Genomic DNA, 22,361 nt, shown 5'->3' on the forward strand with positions numbered 1-22,361 from the left:
ACCGTCGGTCAGGCCACCTATGTGCATCGTTTGCAGAGATCCCCTAGGCTGACCTCCTTGGCCAGGCATGGATAGGGGGTATATCCAACATGGTGAGGAGTCCGGCCGGGGCAGCGATGACTTGGGGTACAGCGTTCAATACCACGGCCGCCGTAGCTAAGTCACCATGTACACCACCCTTGATAGTCATATCCACGTCAGGTGCGCCCATGATAAAGATAGAGTCCTGAGGGCTTGTGGCCCCAAGGTACATCTGGAGCTCAAGTCTGATCCGCTCTTCCCCTTTAGTCAGTCCCTGTCCAATCTGTTTCACACCCAGCGCATGTCCCGGCGGCACCTCTATATACTGGCTGCGTACCACCTTTTCAGCGATTACCGGCTCTACAGTTTCCTTCACCTCATCCAGCGGCCAACCGAGGGCATCAGCTACCATCATCATCGACTCCCTGAGCCCAACGTGGCGTACTGCTCTTTCAGCCACCCTCCGCTGAAACTGGGCCACGCTCAGCCCTGCGCCGATCTTCTTCTGGAGGGGCAGGCGGCGCAGAGAGGCATCAACGATGCGCCTCACCCATATGCGCCGTACCTCGCGGCAGACGCCGCTCAGAAAAATAGGTAGAGCATCCATTAAGAAGCCCGGATTGATGCCGGTGCCCAGGATGGATACGCCGTTCTGCTTGGCCATCTGGCCAAGCTCCTCGGCTATGTCCGGATGTTGAGCCTTAGGATAGGCCATCTCTTCACAGGTGGAAATAACATTCATCCCTGCCTGTAACACTTGACGTAACTGAGGCAATGTTTGGTGCAGATAAGAGCCGGTTGAGTGGAAGACGATATCAGCCTTACTGGCCTTAAGCACAGCTTCCGCATCACCGGACACCTTGATGCCCAGGCGCCAATCCAGACCGGCCACATCACCAAGGTCACGTCCTGCCTTTTGGGGATCGATGTCGATAGCCCCAGTGAATTCGATACCCCGTTGCAAAGCAAGCTCGATGATAGCACTGCCAATAGGTCCCACACCGTATTGGATAGCTGTAGTAGCCATAAAGTGCTCCTCTTGTAGATATTTTTCGGGGGAAATTCAGGGGATCGCCGTCTATCCGCCCAGCAGCCCCTCTGCGGAGAGAGCATCTACGGTCATTTCAAGGGCCCTTACTGTCCTCTCTACGTCTTCCTGAGTGTGTGCCGCAGATAGCATTCCTCCACTGCCGAGCAAATCCACCCCTCCATCAAGTAATGACCGGCGCAAGGCGTGACTAAGAGGGGATGGAAGACCACGCAGGGCACTGGGGGAATGGCTGCACAGGCTTCGATCACATTTTCCCCGTTTGGGACACTGTCCAAGGAAGATGTGAAATACTGAGCTTTCGCCGTAAACACAACCCGGCGCCCCTCGCCGATCGATGATAGCGTTCATCTCCATCCGAAGCTGGGCCGCTAATCGGTCGGCCACCCGCTGTGGTTCGCCAGTAGAAGCAATCTGTAAAATGGCGATGCCAGCAGCCGCGGAGAGAGGATTGGCATTGAAGGTGCCATGATGGGGTGGACGGGCAAGGTTGTCCTGACCACCTCTCTCCATATCCAGCAAAGACATAATATCGACTCGCCCAGCCACGGCACCACCCGGTAGACCCCCGGCCAGGATCTTAGCCAAACAGGTGAGGTCAGGACGCAGGTTGTACAGCGCTTGAATGCCACCAGGCGACCAGCGAAAACCGGTAATTACCTCATCGAAGATGAGAACATTGCCAAATTTTTGGGTCAAAGTGGGCAGCCCCAGGAGAAAGTCTGTCTGGAGGGGTATCGTGCCCCAGCCTGCACCAGAGGGCTCGAGGATAACCGCCGCTATGTCCTTGTCTTCAGATAGGATACGCTCCAACCCGGCCAGATCGTTGGCTGGAGCAACGACGAGCAGATCAACAACACCATCAGGTATGCCCGCAATTGAGCGTCTATCGAAGGGAGGGCGTATGGCCGGCGCCAGATAGTCGTGCCAGCCGTGAAAATGTCCTTCGAACTTCAGCACCCTGGTTCTTTTTGTCCAGGCTCGTGCCAGGCGGATGGCCAGCATGGTGGCCTCGGTGCCTGAGGCCGTGAATCTGACACGCTCAGCGGAAGGGAAGAGCCGCTGTACGAGCTGCCCCCATTCTATCTCCAGCTCGTGGCATGCCCCCCAATGAGTTCCCTTGGCTGCTTGTTGAGTGATGGCTTCAACGATGGCCGGATGGCCGTGGCCGAGCAGGAGAGCACCATGTCCCATCGCATAGTCAACGTACTCTTTCCCATCCACATCGTATTTGCGCGAACCCATCGCTCTGTTGACATAAATCGGGAAAGGGCGGAGAAAACGATTGTCATGGGTAACGCCGCTGGGGAAGACCTTAAGGGCGGCAGCATATAACTGCCCAGAGTTGGGGTGAGTTAGGCTGTAGTGCTCAACCGCCGTTTCTGGGATGGGAGATGTATCCATCTAATACTTAAGTCCTCCTTCGGTTAAGCCTCTGATAATGTAGCGTTGGAAGATGGCCACCAGGATTAATATTGGTATCGTTCCGATTACCGCGGCGGCGAACATGCGCTCATATGCCGTCCATTCCTCACCGATGAAGTGGGCCATCCTCACGGGGAAGGTCTTAGTGGCTGTACTGGTCATCACCGAGGCGAAGAGGAACTCGTTCCAGGCCCCGATGAAGGCAAAGATACCAGTGCTGATGAATCCAGGAGCCGATAAGGGCAAAACGACATGTATGATAGCCCCCAGACGCGAACAGCCATCAACCCGGGCTGCATCCTCGATTTCGGCAGGGATGGACACGAAGAAGGCTCGCAGTAGCCAGATAACGTAGGGTAGATTGAAGGTTAAATAAGCAATGATCAGACCCTGGTAGGTATAGATCAGACCCAAATTGCGCATGGTTACATACATAGGGATCAAAATAGCCATACCCGGTAGCATCTGCGTAGCCAGGATGAGCACAAAAAGAGTGTTCTTGCGGGGCAACTGCAGGCGAGCGAAGGCGTAAGCAGCCAAGGAACCGAGGCACAAAGCGGCTAGGGTTGTGAAGGTGGCCACTATAGCGCTGTTCCGTAGCGAGGCGAGTAAAGTGGGATCGGCCAGTATCTCCTGGTAGTTTTTCAAATAAAGCATCGTCGGAAACCAGGTGGGTGGCCTGGAGAAAAGTTGGGCTCTGGTCTCGAAGCTGGAAAACAAGGTCCAGACGAAGGGGGCCACGACGTAGACGGCTAATAGCCACGCCCCGATCGTAAAGGCTACCTGTGCTAAAAATTTAGAGATAGCCTTTCTGCGCAGCGTCCATCTAGCCGGCAATTTAACTGTGATGGCCTCATCAGTCTGGGCCAATAAGTTCCTGCGTCGTGGTTCGTTCAATGTTTCCCTTTCGAAGATGGTTAAGGTCTTTCTTTATAGAGTGTCAAACATCTCCCCCCAAACCCCCCACGGGGGGTTCAAGGTAGCCCTTCCTGCGGAAAGACCAAAGGGGCTGCGCCTCCTTGGAACCCCTGGGGAAGATGCCCTCACCCCCTGACCCCCTCTCTCGTCCCCCCAGGGGGGACGAGAGAGGGGGAATAAAGAACTAGGGCGGGGCCCTAGAACCCTCCAAGGAGGAAATACCCTCCTTGACCACCCCTTATTCCTTGCGGGAGAGGGGGAATAAAGATTTAGGGGTACCCCAAACTCCAGCAGAAGGGCTTTGCCCCTCTGCCCCCCATCCAGCGGGAGAAAGGGAGATATGGGCTGTGTCCCCCCATGCCATCCCAGCAGTAGGGCTGTGCCCCCTTGGAACCCCCGCTGTTCGATAGTCTCTTCTCCAGGAGGGGCTGCTGTGATTCCCGCTGAAAAGCGGGATCACAGCAGCCATAATCCCGGTTATTTCTTGCCCAAGATCTTCAAGGTGGCCTTCTCCGCGTCGGCCAGCGCCTCCTTGGGCGACTTTTGCAGGCGCAGGGCAGCCACTATTTCGTTAGCCACGGCCGTGTTGATCTCACTTTGCTGCGGTACAGTGACGGCCATGCCCATCGGATACTTCATCTGCTCCGCAGCCATCAACGCGGCCGGATACTTGGCCTGCACCTCAGGATCCTTCAGCAGGTCTGGAATGGTCGGAATGCGCCCGATGCCGATGGCCATCTTCTTCTGTTGCTCGCGGCTACAGACGAACTTGGCCCATTCCCAACCCCACTCCTTCTTCGTCGAGGCGGCCGGGATGCCCACACCACCCTGCTCGCTGAAGCCAGCGCTGCGCAACTTGCTGCCAGGGGCGAGGGCCACATCCACCTTCCCAATCACCTTAGACTTGGCCGGATCAGCGGCCATCGTGAGCGTGGGCGGTGTGCTGATCATCATGGCCACACGGCCCTGGATGAAGATGTCCGTCATCGGGCCGGTGGTAGCCATCTCGAACGAGCTGGGGTCAACACTTCCATCCTTGATCATATCTACCATAAACTCCAGAGCCTTCAGTCCCTCTGGAGAATTAAAGGTGGGGGCATCATCCTTCATAAATTCCCCACCCTCAGCCCGCAGGCGTACAGTGAACATGTTGACGGAGAGGAACCCCCCATAAGTAGCGATCCAGCCATATTGCGGTGGCTTGGTCAACTTCTTGGCCATAGCCCTCACATCGTCCCAGGTCGTCGGCGGCTCCTTGAAGCCGGCCGCAGCCAGGAGCTCCTTATTGTAGTAGAACTGCCAGAGCCAAATGTAGCGGGGAACACCATAGATCTTACCCTTATAGCTCAGGTAATCGAAGGCTTTGGGGTAGTTTTCCGCCTTCATCTCCTTAGTGACCCACTTATCCAGCGGCTCCAACCAGCCCTTCGGGGCGAACTCCCCCACCCAGTCATCCCGCACGTGCACGGCATCATACTCGGCACCACCAGCCATAAACGAGGCCAGGAACTTATCATGCAGCTGGGGGAAGGGGACCGACTCATACTTCACCTTGATGCCTGTTTTCTTGGTGAACTCCTTAGCCTGGTTCACCCAGAAATCGTAAACATCATAGGGCCAGGTGATCTCTTTTACGAGGGGCGTTGGTGTCGCCGCGGGCGGACCTGGGGCACAGGCTGAGAGAAGGGCAGCTACACTGGGGATGGAGAGCCCTAAGGCCGTAGCTCGCACGATGAATTCCCGGCGACTGATCTTCCCTTGCGTGAACAACTTGGTCAGCCTATCAACTTCTTGCATCGCCTCTACTCCTCTCTTTCAGTTGGTTGAGCAAATCAACCATTTCAAAAACTACTCCCCTACAACACGCCGCGTCATCGTCTCTCCAATTGTTTGCCTAAATCTTTATCTCACCTCCTCTAATAGATGGCATTCAGAAATGCTCCTCAACCTCTGGTCCCCCCTCCTGCTTTGCAGTCGGCTATTCCTCAAAACCGCGTAACACGATGAAATATAGCCAGGTCAACGTCAGGATCACCATCGTGATGAGATAAGCCACAGCCGAGCCATAACCGAAGTTGAAAAACTGGAATGTCTGTTGATAAGCATAAACGTTCAGGACCATAGTAGCATCTAGTGGACCACCTTTGGTAAGCACCCAGATGAGATCAAAGGTCTTAAGGGCCCACATCGTCTCTATAACCATAAGGACGAGGATAACTGGCTTCAGCCAGGGTAAGGTTATGTGGCGAAAGCAGGCCCAGCCCCCGGCCCCATCAACCATGGCCGCATCCTCTAGCTCACGGGGAACAGTCTGTAGCGCGGCCAAAAGCATTAAGGCTGCAAAGGGGACGGCCTTCCAAACGTCAGCGAAAATTATCACGGCCATGGCCTCTCTAGGCTCAGCCAGCCAGACGTGATAGCGGTCGATCAAACGTAGGTTAGATAGGATGGCATTCAGGACGCCGAAGTTACCGTGGTAGATCCAGCCCCACACCAGGGCATTGACGACGTAAGAGAGGGCCCAGGGGATGAGAAAGAGAACCTTGAATATCCGTATCCCAAAAAGGGCTCGGTTCAGAACCAGGGCCAGCACCATAGCGATCAGCATTATGCTGGTAACGCGAAAGACGCTATAGATAAAGGTCTGGGAAAGAGTTTGCTGTAGTCGAGCATCCTCCAGGAAAGCCAGGTAGTTGCGTAAGCCTATGAATTCGTATCCTACCCGGCCACCCACTACGATTACATTCTGAAAGCTCAGGAAGAGGGCGTATCCTACCGACCAGCCGATCAATACCAGGAGCACCAGCAGGCTGGGAGCTAGGAACAATAAGGCTAGTCCCCTCTCTTTCAATAGAGACTCGAGGCTCCTCTCCCGCAACAGATCGGGAAGTGCTACGACCCTCATTCCTTCTCACCTCATGCTCGTGGAAACAATGCTCAAACCCTGTACAATGCTTGACTAGTTTATGACCCCTCTTCAGCTAAAATCTTCACCGCCTCAATGGCAATTTGTATCTCCCGCTCCTCAGCCTGGCGGAAGAGTGGCTCCGTTGCTGGTGTCTTTCTCTCCCGCCGGATGACATTCCCGTCGATGGCTACGATCGCACCCGCTCGCCAACGCCGTAGCGTAGCCACGACGAAAACGGCTGAACACTCCATCTCACCAGCCAGAACACCAGCCTGATGCAGTAGTTCCAGGTGACCCTCAGGCTTCTTGGCATAGAAGGCATCTCCAGATGAGCCCAAGCCTATGTGCACGGGATACCCCAACCTCCTGGCAGCGCGCACCAAGGCGTCCGTGACGGTGCGATCGGCCATAGCTGGGAATTCGGGCGGCAGGTATTGGCGAGAGGTGCCCTCGCCGCGGTAGGCGGCCGTGACAACCACTATATCGCCCGGGTTAACATTCTCCTGCATCCCTCCGGCGGAGCCTACCCTGATGAAGGTGTCAGCCCCTATCTTGCCTAATTCCTCAACAGCGATGGCCGCCGAGGGGGACCCAATGCCGGTAGAGCATACGGACATCTGCACCCCGTCAACTTCCCCAGTATAAACTACATACTCTCGATTCTCGGCCACCTTGCGCGCGTTTTGGAAATGTTCAGCGATCCGCCTGGCCCTGGTGAGGTCGCCAGGCACAAAGACATACCTGGCCACATCGCCTTTCCGACAGAGAATATGCGGCTGGACCTCCTCAAATTCAGAGCCCTCTAGGGGAACAGCGCCTTGCATCATCCTCTCCTTTAAGTGAATTGACTAACTATAGTATATAGCTGCGGTGCCCTTTCTACTACTTGTCGCCGAATCTCTTCCTCATCGACAGTCAGCATGCGTTGTTTTTCCATCACTAACTGGCCATTAACAATAACCGTTTCCACGTGCTTGCCCCGCAGGCACTTGACGATGGTGAAGATCGGATCATACATCGGCTGCGCGTCCAAATCGGCTGTATCCAGGATGATCACATCAGCCTTTTTGCCCGGCTCCAGGCTACCGATCTCCTTATCTAAGCCAACAGCGTGGGCGCCACCTATCGTGCTCATCGCCAGACAATCGTACGGCGAAGTGGCCTCACGGTCCAAATAGGGCGTGCCATAGTGGAGAACCTGCCCAATGTGGGAGATGTTCATCGCCTGAAAGAGATCAATACTGCCTCCCGAAGCACCGTCGGAGCCGATGCCCACCGCTATCCCCAAACGGCGCATCAAGGGCAGTTTGGTCATGCCCAACCCGGTGAAGTTGCCTGAGGGACAATGGGCCACCTTAACCCCATGTTCAGCGTAGAGCTCCACTTCCCGATCAGAGAGAAGGACCGAATGAGCAGCCAGGAGGCGAGGGCTCAAGGCACCGATCTTTTTCAAATACTCCGCCGGTCTCAGGTTATGCTTCTTGATGGCGTACTCAATCTCATAGGTTCCCTCAGCCAAGTGGGTTTGGATCATCGTATCATATCGTTCAGCCAACCTGGTAAAATCCTGGAAAAGTTCCGGGGTACAGACGATGATCTGACGGAGGGAGAAGCAACCCTTGACCAGGTCGTCACCTTTCCCAGGCCATCTTCTGACCAGGTCCACGTTTTTGGCCATAGCCTCCTCCGTGGAGAAGACCATATTACGAGGCAGCTCGGGGTCCGGCATATCCATCGTCGATTCGGCCAGGAGGCCACGAATGCCAACTTTTTCCATGGCCCGAGCCATCTTGTGTGGATGCCGTCCACCGTGCTCGGAGATGCAGGTCGTCCCCACCCTGATCATATTCGTGTAGGCCGCTATTCCGCTCAGATAAACATCATCCTCATTAAGACGAGACTCAAAGGGGATAAAATAGTTCTTCCAGATAGGAAAACGTACCTGACCGCGTCGCGCAATATCGGCAAGCATACTGCGCAGGAACTGCTGGCAGGTGTGATAATGGGCATCAATGAGACCAGGCATAACGATCTTAGCGGTCGCATCGATCTCCCTGTCGGCCTTATGCCGACTGACAATCTGGCTGCTTGGACCAACCTCAACGATGCGTGCCCCCTGGATGAAGATGGCCCCATCCTCGATAATCTGTTCACCAGCCATAGTGACGACAGTCCCATTACGGATTAGTATGGAAGGCATCTCCTACTCCTTACGACCAAGAATTTTCCTCATCTGCTTGCCGGCCGCCGCCATGATTGCCTCTTCATCTAGGTAAGTGAACTCGCGATCCTTCAGCACCAAGCGCCCATCGATGATTACATCGCTGACATCTCGAGGGGAAGCGACCATAACCAGGGTTTGCAACACGCTGCGTGTCGGATAGAAATGAGGCTGTCGCCAATTAAGAAGCACGATGTCGGCCTTCTTGCCTTTCTCCAGGCTGCCGATCTCCTCATCCCAAAGCAAGGCTCGTGCCCCATCAATAGTCACCATGCGGAAGAGGTCTGGAACGGGCAACGCCCGTGGATCAAAAATCGGCAATCCGTGGCGAGCTTGCATAGCACACTTCAGTATACGCATAGCCCCGAAAAGGTCAAGGTCAGCCGTATGCGCCCCATCGTTGCCTAACCCGATACACGTCCCTAAGGCCTTCATCAAGGGCGTCTTCGTGAAACCCTGATTAGTCAGGTTAGCTATGGGGCAGTGAATAACCTTGACCTGCCTCTCCGCTAACAGCTTCACTTCACGGTCAGCCAGTTGCACAGCGTGGGCAGCCAGCAGATTCGGGCCTAGAATCCCATGGGCATCGAGATATTCGGCCGGGCGCAGCCTGTAGTTGACCAAACAATGCTCAACCTCCCTGAGGTGCTCGGCCAGATGGATATGGATGCCCGTGTTATATTCTTTGGCTGCGGCCGCAACCAATTCCGCCAGTTCGGGAGAGGTAGTCATAGGGCTGGTCACCGAAAACCAGATACGTACACGCCCATCGGCTGAATCGTGGAACTGCCTGTAGAGGTCCTCAGTCTTACGCACGGCAATCGGCGCCGCATCCTTGAATATTTCAGGGATGAAATCGCCACAATCTCGCGTCATGCGCGTGATGGCCGCTCGCATCCCCGTTTCATGGACAGCCCGGATGACGGGCTCCATATCCCCGCTGCCAGAATCGGCGAAGGTGGTGATACCAGCCTTAATCATTTGCAGGCAGCAGAGCATGGCCGCCTGATAACGATCGTCTGCATCTAGCCGACTCTCATAGGGCACAAGGATACGTATCCAAACGATCGGGTACTCATCAACGATGCCACCACGTAAGAACTGTTGCACGGTATGAGTGTGCCCATCCACCATACCTGGCATGGCCAGCTTGTCTCGCGCTTCCAAAACGGCCTTGGGTTGATATCTCGTCTCGATATCAGACAGCTGACCAATATCCGCAATCTTATCCTTAGTGATGGCAATGGCCCCCTCATCCAAAACCGTCAGGTCTGGAAGGATGATCTGACAGCCCCTAATCAGCAGGTCACACTCTGACATGCTTCCCACCTCGATTATTGTATTCAGATTTACCCCATGAATGATGGACAATCAGACAGTCCTTCTTAAACTGGGCTAAAACGGGGCTCATCTCCTCCAACAATGAACTACGAACAGCCTCGATGGCCAGCTGTATTTGGGCCTCTGTCATAGGGGTTGAAATGTTAAGCATTCCACGTCGGGCGATGTATATGCCACGGTTCAGTAATGACAGGTGTAAGAGATGGATCAGGTCCTTATTCGCCATCGCCGCTGTTCGATAGTCACAGACCTCAAGCGGTGTAAAATGGATATTGAGCAGTGAACCGATGCCGGTTACCTGGGACTCGATCCCCAGGTCGCTGAAAACCTCTTGAATACCCTGGCGCAGCTTATGGCCAAGAGAGTTAAGCCTGGCGATGACCGGAGTGGTCAGTTTCTCCAGGGTTACAATTCCTGCGGTCATCGATATCGGATTACCGTTATAGGTGCCCGATTGATGGAGCGGTTCCGGGCTTTCAGGATCGTACATAGCCATGATGTCCTCGCGTCCACCGAAGGCTCCGATGGGGAAACCCCCACCGATCAGTTTACCGAAGACCGTAATATCCGGCTTTACGTTGTAATATTGTTGCGCGCCACCCGGCGTCAGTCTCATGGTCTGGACCTCATCAAAGATGAGTAAGAGGCCGTTCTCAGCCGTTACTTCTCTTATAAAGGTCAAGTAATCGTCTTGGGGAGGGATGACCCCGGCTGTCCCCAATACTGGCTCGATGATTATGGCCGCCAGGTCATCTTTGTTTCGCTCTATCGCCCGTGCTGCTGCCTGCTTATCATTGAAGGGCACAATTAATACCTCGCCAAGCACCCCTTCCGTTATACCCTTGCTCTCCGGGACCGGCTTAGGCTCAGTAGGAGGTCCGGCACGGCCCAAATCTGGTTGGATGCTTATATCAACGACATCATAGGCTCCGTGATACGCCCCTTCTACCTTGAGGACCTTGCTTTTCTTGGTGAAGGCTCGCGCCGCCCTGATGGCATTCATCACCGCCTCCGTACCAGAGTTACAGAAACGAATCTTCTCCACAGACGGTACGCGCTGACAGATGAGCTGGGCCAACCGCTGTTGACTTTCGCTGGGGGCCGCATATGCGCTGCCCTTCCGTAGCTGTGCGCTGACAGCCCGCACCACATCAGGATGGGCGTGGCCCAGAATCAGCGCCGTATAATTGTTCAGAAAGTCGATGAGTTTATGTCCATCAACATCCAGTAACTCATAGCCTCCGGCCTGAGCGATATAGGTTGGATAGGGTCTGAAATAGGTGACGCTGCGCGTGTCACCCCCAGGGAGATGCTGGCAGGCCCGCTGGTGCAGCTCTCTCGACCTGGGGGTGCGTTGTAAATAGGCTTCTTCGATAGCCCGTCTTGTCCAATCAAGAATTATGGGGTCCACAGCTCAAACCTCCATAGACAGCATACACAATAAAAAGATGATCTCCAAGTATCGTAATGTCTACATTTTAGGGACAGGAAATGTGCAAACTGCACATTATTCAGCCTCATACTCGCTTATTTTGAGCCTTATTTCGCCCCAAATTATTGACAATATGCCTTGGGAGAATTATACTGATGATTAAGGAGATTGAACGAAGTTCCTGCTTTTTGGTCATCGTGTCCTAACTAGGGAGTGAACTTATGTTCATTACAATCAGTGAAGCCCTGCAACTAACTTCTCTACAGCAGGCTGAGGTCGTCGCTGGCTGGTCCCGACTTGATAACAAAATAGCGTGGGTACACTGTTCAGACCTTCCTGATGTTGGGCAATGGCTGCGGGGTGGGGAGCTGGTCATCAGCACAGGATTGACTATACTCTCCAAAGATACGGCCAGGTCGCTTGTGCAAAGTGTCTCCGAGGCTGGCGGCGCTGGTTTGTTAATCGCCCGCGATCCTTGCCTCACCCCAGAGGTCATTGATGAGTTAATCGCCTCCGCCATTCGCTATTCCCTGCCTCTCTTGTTGATCCCAAAAGAGGTTCGTTTCGTTGATATCACGGAGGAGATCTCCAAGGCGATCATCCAGAGGGAATACGAGGAATCAAAACGCTCTAAGTATATTTATCGGCGCTTTGTAGAGGCTATGTTAGGTGGCAAGGGACTATCGGCCATCCTCCGCATGTTGGGGCTGGCCTTAAAGTGTCCGGTGCTGGCTCTGGACAAAGAGTTCAATCTCTTGGCCGAGTATTCTGAGAACATACCTGTAGATAGGATTTGGGCTGATGTTCTAAGGCAACAGAGGTTCTCCACCGACCTTCTTGCCAGCCTAGATGAGGCTGGACTTCTGAGCAAGATTCGTAAGAGTCGCAGTATCGCTGAGATAGGCCGCTATCCTTCTGCCGAAGACATCGCCCATACCGCCAAACCGATCCTACTCAAAGGAGAGGTTTATGGCTTTCTTCTTTTGGGACAGAGCTATGACAAGCTAAGCAACCAAGATCTAGTTCTGGTCGAAGAGGCTGCCAATGTTATTACCATAGAGTTGATTAAGGAGAGAGAAATCCACGAGATCGATAGTAGACTCAGCAACCAGCTCTTTGACGATGTTCTCAGTGGCAGCTATGTCTCAGCAGAGAGCATCAAGCGGAGAGCAAGTTTCCTCGGCTATGATTTCTCCCAACCCTATCAGATATTGACCATACAGATCGATGAGATTGAGAAGCTCCGTACCGATCATAGGGATAAAGGTGAGGCCTTCGTTAGTCATATTAAACGACGCTTCTTCGATGCGGTGAAAGAAACCCTGGCCACAGCCAGAGCAGCGGTGATGCTCACGCACCGTGATGACTACATTGTTATTTTTTATTCGCTGAGCCAAGGTGATAGCGGCTCAGCCCATACCTTGGCCGAACAGATCAGGCAAAACGCGACGCCAACCCTTGGGAATACCGGAGTATCGATCGGCCTCAGCAACCGACATACCGGTGTTGCTGAGATACAGACAGCCTATCGTGAGGCGGAGCAGACCTTACAGGTGGGTAGAATGGTCTGGGATACCAGTACAATCATCGAATACGAGCAGTTGGGCATCTATCAACTTTTTCTGCATAGGGATGGGAGGGAAGAGATCGACCGTTATTGGGATCGCTACATCGCTAAGATTGAAGAAGTTGACCGCAAACATAACAGCGATCTAATTCGAACGCTGGAAGAGCTCTTTCGCAGGAATGGCAACCGCAGCCGGACAGCCAGGGCGCTTTACATCCATAGGAATACCCTAGACCAGCGCCTAGCCAAGATAGAGAAGATATGCGGGCTAGATCTAGAGAACGCCGATGATAGGCTGAAGTTGCAACTGGGGCTCTGGCTTAAGCCATTGCGCACCCTACGCTAAAAAGCTATGAATCTACGCAAATCGACCATGTCCTACTTGCATAGGACACCACGCAAGTGGGTGTGGACGATGGGAGAGCTATTCAATGCTCTAGTAAGGGGTTAGTATGGTTATGAATCTAAGTGGCAAAGTGGCCATAGTAACAGGGGTATCCTCCTCAAGGGGAATAGGCCGCGCTGCTGCCCTGGCCCTGGCCACTGCCGGGGCCGATATGGTAGTCATCGCTGGACATAATATCGAGGGAGCCAGAGAGGTGGCCAGGGAGATTGAAACCTTGGGACGCCGCTCCCTGGCCCTTCGGGTTGATGTTACTGATGGGAGGCAGATTGTCCATGCTGTGGAAGAGACACTGGCTCACTTCGGGCGCATTGATATCCTCGTCAATAATGCCGGGGCGACCCAAAAGGTCGGCCTTCTGGAAATGACTGAGGACGATTGGGGACACATAATCGCCGTTAATCTCAAAGGCACCTTCCTTTTCACAAAAGCTGTGTTACCCGTGATGATCAAACAGCGAAGCGGTCGAATCATCAGCATCTCCTCCATATCGGCCAAAAGGGGAGGAGGATACTATGGCGGTGCCCACTACTGTGCGGCCAAGGCTGGGGTACTTGGTTTCGCCAAGGCTGTGGCCAGGGAGATGGCCCCCTATGGCATAACGAGCAACGTCATCTGCCCCGGCACTATAGATACCGACTTCATGGGGGGACCGCTGTTGCCGGAGAGAAAAGAGGCTATCCTGCGCGATTTACCCTTGGGACGACTCGGCCGACCAGAGGATATTGCTAACGCCATCCTTTTCCTCGCTTCAGATGAGGCCGAATGGATCACTGGCGAGGTTATGGATGTCAATGGGGGAGCTCACATTGACTGAGATACAAAAACTACTTTAGGGAGGTCCTTATGGGTGGTAAGCTCTTCCGCGCTGAGGTCGACGCCGCCTATCGAACCTTTGTCCACGGTGAAGGCATCTACGTGTTCGACGCTGAGGGAAAACGGTATTTGGATGCAGCTGCCGGTGTTGGGGTAGTATCACTGGGCTATGGGGTGAACGCAATATCCAAAGCTATTTACGAGCAATCCACCATGATTCCCTTCGTCCACGGCCTGCGTTTTAACAATACCGCCCTGCTCGAGCTAGCCGAGAAGGTGGCTGAGATCGCACCACCCAGCCTTTGCTGGTCCTTCTTTGTCTGTGGCGGATCTGAGGCAGTGGAGACGGCCATCAAGCTGAGCAGACAATACTATTTAGAGATCGGTAAACCGACGAAATACAAGGTTGTTGGTCGATGGCAGGGCTTTCATGGCAACACTATTTTGGCTCTATCTATAGGAGGGCACATGGGACGACGAAGTCGCCATACACCATTGCTGGCTGATCATCCGCACATCCCTCCGGCCTATTGTTATCGCTGCCCCTTCGATAAAAACTATCCAGGCTGTCAGATAGATTGCGCCTGGGCCCTCGAGGAAACGATTCAGAAAGAGGGAGCAGACAAAATCGCCGCCTTCATCGCCGAACCGATCGTCGGCGCTGCGGCTGGAGCAACGGTGCCCCCTGCGGAGTATTTTCCTATCATCAGGCGCATCTGTGATAAATATGACGTGCTCTTAATCGTTGACGAAGTGATCACCGGATTTGGTCGGACGGGCCGCAACTTTGGTTTCGAACATTGGGCCTTCTCGCCAGACATCATCATTGCTGGCAAGGGCATCAGTGGAGGCTATGCTCCCCTGGGAGCCGTAATCTTCGCCGACAAGATTGCTGAGGCCTTCAAAGCAGGATCAGGTCGGTTCGAACATAATTTTACATACGCCGGCAACCCGATCTCTTGCCGGGCCGGGGTGGCCGTACTGAACATTATCCAACGGGAGAACATAGTCCACGCTGCAAAGGAAAGCGGAGAATATCTTTTCTCCCTGCTTGAGAGAGTGAAGGATATGCCTTACGTGGGTGATGTGCGAGGCCGTGGGTTGCTGGCTGGCATAGAGCTGGTGTTTGATAAAGAGACCAAAGAGCCATTCCCACCGGAAGCGAAGGCCTATCGCCTTATCGATCAGCTTGCCCTGGAGCAGGGGTTGATCATCTACGCCGGGGATGGAACCATTGATGGCCTGCGTGGTGATCACTTTCTCCTGATGCCACCACTTGTCATAACCAAGCAAGAGATTGAGGAGATGATTGCCCTTCTAACAGAGACCTTGAAGCGCTTCGCAGCTGTGATGAGTAGCCGTACTGCTCCTATCTCAACGGTATTACACAGGTCATGCCCACAGTAGATTTAATTCTGTAAGGGAGATAATCGATGAGGAGACTATCATTCTTTAGAACACCCACGAGCGTTATTTACGGTATTGGCGCAGCCCAAAAGGCTGGCGAAGCTGTCCGTAATTTTGGTGTTGGCAAAGTGCTATTGGTGACAGATAAAGGGGTCAGCGAAGCAGGCCTAACAAATGGGGTCAAGTCCTCCTTAAGGACAGCCGGGATGAAATTCGCTATCTTTGATAAGGTCGAACCGAACCCCTCTATTGAAACAGTGGAGGCTGGACTGCTTGCTCTGAGGGAGTCGGCCGCTGAGATCATCGTTGGCGTGGGGGGTGGCAGCGTCATTGATACCAGTAAGGCTATCGCCATTCTAGCTACGAACGGTGGTAGGATAAGCGACTACGAGGGGGTCGACAAGGTTCCTCAGCCGGCACTGCCCGTGATCGGCCTCCCCACCACCGCTGGCACGGGGAGCGAGGTCACGATCAACGTGGTAGTCACTGACCGAGTCAGAAAATTTAAATTCACTATTGTCAGCCCTAATGCGGCGGCCCGCCTGGCCATCCTGGACCCTCTACTCACTGTCTCTATGTCCCCCAGGCTCACTGCGGCGGTAGGTATCGATACCCTTGCCCACGCCATTGAGTCCTACGTTTCTTTGGCATCTTATCCGGTCACAGAAAGTCTGGCCCTGGGGGCGATCAGACTCGTAGCCTGTAACCTCCCCACCGCCGTCGCCCACGGGGACGACCTTCAGGCAAGGGATAATATGCTGATGGCTTGCCTGATGGCCAGCCTCGCTTTCAGCAACACTCGTTTGGGCAACTGTCACGCGATGTCTCACCCCCTGGGAGGCTATTTTGATATTCCCCATGGCATAGCCAATGCCATCCTTCTGCCCCATGTAATGGAGTTCAACCTCACCAGTGTACCCCAAAAATTCATTGATATAGCCGTAGCTATGAGTGAAGAGGTCGCTGGCTTGCCGGTAGAAGAGGCAGCGTTCAAGGCTGTCTCGGCCGTCAAGCACCTCTGTGAGCAGATCGGCATACCAGGGACTCTCCGTGAGGTTGGCGTCCAGCCAGAAGCCATTCCGGCCATGGCCCAGGATGCGATGAAAAGCGGCAACATCCTGGTCAATCCACGTAAGACAGAACTGGGAGACATAGTTCGGCTATTTGAGAAGGCCCTTTGATACCTTTCACCCCGCAGCCGACCTGTGGTAGAATACGCCTTGCGGCAGAGAGGTAAGGGTAAGACACTTTCCTCTCTCAAATCTAGCACAAGAGGGAAGATCAGAACGAAAAAACGAAGAGTTCGTGAGGGGCAGAAAGGTCTCTATAGCCCAACGATCAAAGACCTGCCGTCGAACGAGCGTCCCAGGGAGCGGTTGCTTAACCACGGCCCCACTTCTCTATCTACCCCTGAACTGCTAGCCATCATCCTGAGCACTGGTCGGCACGGGGAGATGGTCACCGATATGGCCCGCAACCTGCTTCTGGAATTCGGTGGGCTTTGGGGGCTGGCCCGCGCTTCCATCGCTGATCTTTGTGCTCGCAAGGGGCTGAAGCAGGCTAAGGTCTCGCAGCTGAAGGCGGCGTTAGAGCTGGCTAGGCGCTTGCGTCAGGAAGAGCCAGAAGAGCGTCTTCAAATTAGATCGCCAGCCGACGTGGCCGATTTGCTCCTCCTGGAGATGGCCATCCTGGAACAGGAACAATTCCGCGTCATCCTCCTGGATACGAAGAATCGCCTCATCGCCGTCCGGCGAGTCTACGACGGTAGCCTTAACGCTTCCCTTATTCGTGTGGGAGAGGTCTTCAAGGAAGCCGTCCGCCAGAACGCCGCGGCCATCATCATCGTACATAACCATCCCAGCGGCGATCCTGCCCCATCTTCGGAAGATATCCAGGTTACGGCCCAGATCGTCGCCGCTGGTCGTCTTCTGGATATAGAAGTTCTAGATCACCTTATTATTGCCGGACAACACTGCCTCAGCTTGAAGGAAAAGGGGTTGGGTTTCGCCTAGCTATGGCCAGACAACAAGCAAATGGGAAGCAGACTTACAGAAGATAAGGGGAAGAGATGCCCGTATACCTTTTAGGTATAGACATTGGTGGAACCGGATGTAAGACGACTCTTTATACTAAAGCCGGGGAAGAGGTAGCCAGCGCCTATCGCGAGTATCAGATGGAGAGCCGCAGGGTGGGTTGGGCTGAGGAGGACCCAGATGAGTGGTGGAGGGCGACGGCCTTGACCATTCGTGATATCCTGAACAGACCAGATGTTGTCCCTCAAGATATAGCCGGCATTGGCGTAAGCTGCACCAATGCCCTGGTTGCTGTTGATGATCAGGGAACACCCCTTCGTCCGGCCATCATGCTCTGGGATCAAAGGGCAACTTCCCAGGTTGATTGGCTAACTCAGAATGTAGGGATCGAGCTGATTCTCGGTATAGCTGGCAACAATATCGGTCCGGGTACATTCTCCCTACCCTCTATTCTCTGGATCAAGGAGCATGAGCCGGAGATATTTGCTCGGACGAGTAAGTTCCTGGTGCCTACCGGATTTATCGTCCACAGGCTAACCGGACAATTCACCATCGATTTCTCACGGGCCTCAACCACCTTGCTCTTCGATATCAAGAACCTCTGCTGGTCCGAGCAGATTTGCCAGGCCACTGGGGTGCCGTTAGCTAAGCTTCCCTCACTGTATCCCTCTACAGACATCGTTGGAACAGTAACAAACGCAACGGCCCTTGATACTGGGTTGCTAGCTGGCACTCCGGTGATCGCTGGATGCATGGATACGGTGTCGGCCGCGCTGGCTATGGGGGCCATCGAGAGCAATCAATCGTTCATCATTATGGGGACAGCCGCACGACTGGCCGCTTGCCTCTCCAGGCCTACCTTTGATCACCATTTCCTGAACTGTGTCTATGCCCAACCTGGCCTGTGGTTAACCATCGCAGCAATCAACGGAGCCGGGACCTCATTACGCTGGTTCAGGGATACTTTTGGTCAGTTAGAGTGCGTCTTAGCCAGGGAGATCGGAGCTGACCCATACGATCTTCTGTGTCAAGAGGCTGCCCAGTCATCTTCCGGTGCCCACGGCGTCATCTATTTGCCTTATATCGCGGCCGAACGCTCACCCATCTGGGATCCCTATGCGAGGGGGGTCTTTCTGGGCCTGGCCCTGGCCCATAAACGCTCTGATATTATACGGGCCATACTGGAGGGCGTGGCCTACGCCGTGAAGCACAACCTGGAGATATTTGAAAGTGAGCTCGGGATAAGAGTACCCTTGCTCCGTATCGGTGGGGGAGGGGCACGCAGTGCCATATGGCGGGGCATCATTGGTGATGTAACGAACCGTCAAACCGTCTATTGTGCGGTCAAAGATCCTGAGACTCTAGGCGCAGCCGTGTTAGCTGGCGTAGGGGCTGGCCTCTACGAGAATCTTGAAGACGGCGTGAGACAGAGCGTACGGACAGCTGAAGAGACGTGGCCTAGCCAAGCAGCTCAGGCTATCTACGCAGAGGGTTTTGAGTTATATAAGGATATTTATAAGGCCCTTAAGCCGTATTTTAAGCTTCTAAGCGAGGCACAAGCCTCAAGGGGATAGTTTTTACCCTGGAATAGGGGCATCCCCCATTCGGTAGAAGAAGCCTTACCGATGGCCGGGTGCCCTTGACTATGATAGTTGTAGAAGGGAGGAGCTAAGTATGTTCAGTCAAGCCAGGACTACGATGGTCTTCTTAATTGGGGTTCTCATCGGATTGTTGACTGCGCCCAGCTCGGGACGGAGAATACGGCAAAATCTTATCCAGAAGGGGGCCATCTTGTTAGGGATGCCCCCCAGACCAGAGGAGCTCAGGGAGGCCATAAAAGATATAGAGCAAGAAATAAAGGTGCTGGAATTTGAAAAGGAGAGGCTAGAACGACTGCTTGAGAGGCCAATCGAAGAGCTCTAATCACTACAATGGGCCTCCGGGATGCTTTCAGGTCATCGTTAAGTTAAGACTTGCTCAACGATGACCTCTTTTAGGTAAGGGCAATGAAGAGCGCTTTTCTGATCACTGGAAAGCCTGGCGTCGGAAAAACCTCGGTCATAAAAAGGATGGTAAATGCCTTGGGATGGACAGCCGGTGGCTTCTACACCGAGGAGATACGGGTGAAGGGGAAACGAGAGGGATTTCACATCATCACTCTGAACGGAGAGACAGCTATCCTAGCTAGCATTCATATTCATAGCCCTTTTCGCGTCAGCCAGTACGGCGTTGACATGGCCAGCCTGGAGAATGTGGCTGTAGCCGCTCTCCGTCGGGCCAGGCGGGAAAATGAGGTGATAGTCATCGATGAAATTGGCAAGATGGAGCTATTCTCACCCAGCTTCAGGGAAGCTGTATTGGAGGCGCTAGAGAGTGGTAAACCGACATTAGGCACTATCACCCTTAGCCCACATCCCTGGGCCGATCGGATCAAGCAGCATCCTCGGGTGCAGTTGATTCACCTGACCGAAACGAATCGGCAGGAGGTAACCGAACAGTTAAAGCACTGGCTGCAAGAGTTTTTCGCTTCGAAGGATATATGTTGAGGACAGTAAGGCCATGTTCTGCTGATCCAGGGTGACGAGGAATGAGTGGGAAGACGACCAGTTGCCAGTTCTCGCTGTACCCATTAAGGAAAGAACATATCGGTGAGATCTTAGAAGAGGCTATCCAAGAGATAAGTAATCTGCCATTAACTTATCAAATGGGGGCAATGAGCACACACATAGCTGGGGATGAGGAACAAATCTTTCAGGCGCTGAAGCTAGCCTTCCATAGAGCTGCTGCTTATGGGGATACAGTGCTCGTAGCCATCGTGTCCAATGCCTGTGAGGGTTAGAACAGTTAAGGTTCGCTCGGGCGAAGGTGTAGCTCTCGTAACCTCTCCGGCGATATCGGTGACGGAGCACCGGTCATCAGCTCGACTGCGCTTTGCGTTTTGGGAAAAGCGATTACCTCCCGAATGTTCTCCTCGCCAGCCAATAACATAACGAGACGGTCGATCCCTGGGGCGATGCCTCCGTGGGGTGGGGTGCCATATTCAAAAGCCTCCAATAAATGACCAAACATGGCCTGAGAATCCGCATCAGACATACCAATCAGGCGGAAGATTTTCTCTTGAATAGCGCGGCGATGGATACGGATGCTCCCCCCACCTAACTCAACCCCATTGCAAACAATGTCGTATTGTTTGGCCCTTACCGCCGCGGGGTCGGCATCTAAGAGGGGCAAATCCTCGTCCATCGGGCTGGTGAACTGATGATGCTTAGCCTGGTAGTGTCCCTCCGTTTCATTCCATTCCAGCAACGGCGTCTCAATGATCCAGGCAAAGGCGAGGACATCGTCATCCATAAGATGGAGGCGACAGCCTATCTTCAAACGAAGGTTGCCTAGCGCCTCGGCCACGATTGAGGCGTGATCGGCGATGAAGAGTAAAAGGTCCCCTGTTTCGCCTTCCATGCGCTCAACGATTCTCTCTAACTGAGCCGCGCTGCAGTGCCGCGTGAGGGGAGATTTGATCCCGTCAGCGGTGATGGCCAGGGTGATCAGCCCCTTAGCCCCATAGGCGCTGGCCAGCCGCGCCAGCTCATCCATCTCCCGACGCGTCAAGTCTGCACCACGGGGGAAACGGATCCCCTTGACCTGTCCTCCTGCGGCGATGGCTGAAGCAAAGATAGAGAAATCTGTCTGGACTACGATATCAGATATATCCGTCAAATGGAGCCCAAAACGCAAGTCTGGTTTATCAGTACCATACCTTTCCATCGCCTCCTGGAAGGGTAGTCGGGGAAAAGGAACGCTCTGAAGGCGTTTATCGGTCAAGGCCGTCACTAATTCAATCAATAGGCTCTCTGTAAGCTGGAGGATGTGCTCCTGATCCGCGAATGACATCTCTATATCCAGTTGAGTGAACTCTGGTTGACGGTCGGCCCGCAAGTCTTCGTCGCGAAAGCAATGGGCGATCTGGTAGTACCGCTCGAATCCAGCCACCATCAGCAATTGCTTATACTGTTGAGGCGATTGAGGAAGGGCATAGAAATCGCCAGGATGGAGGCGACTTGGCACAAGATACTCCCGTGCTCCTCCAGGGGTCTCCTTCACTAAGATGGGCGTCTCGATCTCAATGAAACCACGCTCATCCAACCAATGGCGAATGAAGCGCACGACCTGATGGCGCAGGTGCATATTCTGCTGTAAGCGAGCGCGCCGCAAGTCCAGATAACGATATTTGAGACGCAGCGCCTCGTCCACCTCAACATTCCCGTTAATGTAAAATGGGGGTGTTTTGGCCAGGTTAAGGACTTCTGCCTCCTCAACGAGCACCTCGATCTCCCCTGTGGCCAGTTCTGGATTTTCTGTGCCCTCTGGCCGTTTGGCGACTGTACCGCGAATGGCCAGGACATACTCTGGTCTTACGGCATTGGCTATGCTGTGGCTACCCATCGAGATCGCTGGATTGAAGACTAATTGGGTCAATCCAAAGCGATCCCTGAGATCAATGAAGATAAGCCCACCGTGAGCCCGGCGCCGGTGCACCCAGCCAGCAAGAGTTACGACTTTGCCAACATCAGCTATGCGCAACTCTCCACAGGTATGACTTTTTTGCAACACGCAAGCCTCCATTACATGCACGGCCACCGCCTTTGGCGGTGGCCGTGCCATTCGGGCACATTATACTATCATTGAGAATATTTGTCATCGAACTGTACTCGTTCGCTACCTCCGTGACACCACCTCCTTTCTGCCGTGATGTTGGTTCCAGGCATCGAGGAACTCCTTGGGCGTGAGGTAGTCCAGGGCCTGGTGGGGCCGGATGGTGTT

19 protein-coding genes are annotated in these 22,361 nt (G+C 53.9%); 9 read left to right on the forward strand and 10 right to left on the reverse strand.

The features are described from left to right. Positions 1-43: 43 nt before the first annotated feature. The 9 genes from M1136_08540 to M1136_08580 all read right to left on the reverse strand — a co-directional run bounded on the left by M1136_08540 (position 44) and on the right by M1136_08580 (position 11,293). A complete protein-coding gene (locus tag M1136_08540; protein MCL5075672.1) occupies positions 44-1,048 on the reverse strand; it encodes a dihydrodipicolinate reductase in 1,005 nt (334 codons plus the stop codon). Positions 1,049-1,099: 51 nt separating this feature from the next. Further along, the gene (locus M1136_08545) at positions 1,100-2,473 is read right to left on the reverse strand and encodes an aspartate aminotransferase family protein (GenBank protein MCL5075673.1); all 1,374 of its coding nucleotides are present in this window, start codon (positions 2,471-2,473) and stop codon (positions 1,100-1,102) included. Beyond that, positions 2,474-3,391, reverse strand: coding sequence for a carbohydrate ABC transporter permease (locus M1136_08550; GenBank protein MCL5075674.1), 918 nt, complete (start codon positions 3,389-3,391; stop codon positions 2,474-2,476). Between the two features lie 498 nt (positions 3,392-3,889). Beyond that, entirely contained in the window at positions 3,890-5,209 is a 1,320-nt protein-coding gene (locus tag M1136_08555; GenBank protein ID MCL5075675.1) for a sugar ABC transporter substrate-binding protein, read from the reverse strand. A gap of 181 nt (positions 5,210-5,390) precedes the next feature. Then, entirely contained in the window at positions 5,391-6,317 is a 927-nt protein-coding gene (locus M1136_08560; GenBank protein ID MCL5075676.1) for a sugar ABC transporter permease, read from the reverse strand. 59 nt (positions 6,318-6,376) lie between these two features. Beyond that, a complete protein-coding gene (locus tag M1136_08565; GenBank protein ID MCL5075677.1) occupies positions 6,377-7,147 on the reverse strand; it encodes a nucleoside phosphorylase in 771 nt (256 codons plus the stop codon). Positions 7,148-7,155: 8 nt separating this feature from the next. Next, positions 7,156-8,520, reverse strand: coding sequence for an amidohydrolase (locus M1136_08570; GenBank protein MCL5075678.1), 1,365 nt, complete (start codon positions 8,518-8,520; stop codon positions 7,156-7,158). Between the two features lie 3 nt (positions 8,521-8,523). After that, positions 8,524-9,861 carry an amidohydrolase gene (locus tag M1136_08575; GenBank protein ID MCL5075679.1) on the reverse strand — a complete coding sequence of 446 codons (1,338 nt, stop codon included), beginning with the start codon at positions 9,859-9,861 and terminating at the stop codon, positions 8,524-8,526. Next, complete coding sequence (locus M1136_08580; protein ID MCL5075680.1) at positions 9,848-11,293, reverse strand: aspartate aminotransferase family protein; 1,446 nt, start codon at positions 11,291-11,293, stop codon at positions 9,848-9,850. Before M1136_08580 ends, M1136_08575 begins: the two co-directional genes overlap by 14 nt. Before the next feature lie 242 nt (positions 11,294-11,535). Here M1136_08580 and M1136_08585 point away from each other — a divergent pair, with 242 nt between their 5' ends. From M1136_08585 to M1136_08625, 9 genes are all read left to right on the forward strand, one after another. Further along, positions 11,536-13,227, forward strand: a complete 1,692-nt coding sequence (locus M1136_08585; protein MCL5075681.1) for a PucR family transcriptional regulator ligand-binding domain-containing protein — start codon at positions 11,536-11,538, stop codon at positions 13,225-13,227. A gap of 112 nt (positions 13,228-13,339) precedes the next feature. Further along, positions 13,340-14,101: a 3-oxoacyl-ACP reductase FabG gene (locus tag M1136_08590; GenBank protein MCL5075682.1), complete on the forward strand. Its 762-nt coding sequence runs from the start codon at positions 13,340-13,342 to the stop codon at positions 14,099-14,101. Positions 14,102-14,130: 29 nt separating this feature from the next. Further along, positions 14,131-15,507: an aminotransferase class III-fold pyridoxal phosphate-dependent enzyme gene (locus tag M1136_08595; GenBank protein ID MCL5075683.1), complete on the forward strand. Its 1,377-nt coding sequence runs from the start codon at positions 14,131-14,133 to the stop codon at positions 15,505-15,507. 26 nt (positions 15,508-15,533) lie between these two features. After that, positions 15,534-16,688 carry an iron-containing alcohol dehydrogenase gene (locus M1136_08600; protein MCL5075684.1) on the forward strand — a complete coding sequence of 385 codons (1,155 nt, stop codon included), beginning with the start codon at positions 15,534-15,536 and terminating at the stop codon, positions 16,686-16,688. A gap of 99 nt (positions 16,689-16,787) precedes the next feature. Continuing rightward, positions 16,788-17,519, forward strand: coding sequence for a DNA repair protein RadC (gene radC, locus M1136_08605; GenBank protein ID MCL5075685.1), 732 nt, complete (start codon positions 16,788-16,790; stop codon positions 17,517-17,519). A gap of 56 nt (positions 17,520-17,575) precedes the next feature. Beyond that, positions 17,576-19,114 (forward strand): FGGY family carbohydrate kinase, encoded by a 1,539-nt coding sequence (locus tag M1136_08610; GenBank protein MCL5075686.1) that lies wholly within the window; start codon positions 17,576-17,578, stop codon positions 19,112-19,114. A 100-nt stretch (positions 19,115-19,214) separates the two neighbouring features. Further along, complete coding sequence (locus tag M1136_08615; GenBank protein MCL5075687.1) at positions 19,215-19,463, forward strand: YtxH domain-containing protein; 249 nt, start codon at positions 19,215-19,217, stop codon at positions 19,461-19,463. An 83-nt stretch (positions 19,464-19,546) separates the two neighbouring features. Next, positions 19,547-20,086 (forward strand): NTPase, encoded by a 540-nt coding sequence (locus M1136_08620; protein MCL5075688.1) that lies wholly within the window; start codon positions 19,547-19,549, stop codon positions 20,084-20,086. A gap of 41 nt (positions 20,087-20,127) precedes the next feature. Beyond that, complete coding sequence (locus M1136_08625) at positions 20,128-20,379, forward strand: thiamine-binding protein (protein MCL5075689.1); 252 nt, start codon at positions 20,128-20,130, stop codon at positions 20,377-20,379. A 5-nt stretch (positions 20,380-20,384) separates the two neighbouring features. On the opposite strand, the gene aspS is transcribed toward M1136_08625, so the two are convergent. Continuing rightward, entirely contained in the window at positions 20,385-22,148 is a 1,764-nt protein-coding gene (gene aspS / locus M1136_08630; GenBank protein MCL5075690.1) for an aspartate--tRNA ligase, read from the reverse strand. Positions 22,149-22,361: the final 213 nt, after the last annotated feature.

Source organism: Chloroflexota bacterium (assembly GCA_023475225.1).
GTDB lineage: Bacteria > Chloroflexota > UBA6077 > FW602-bin22 > JAMCVK01 > JAMCVK01.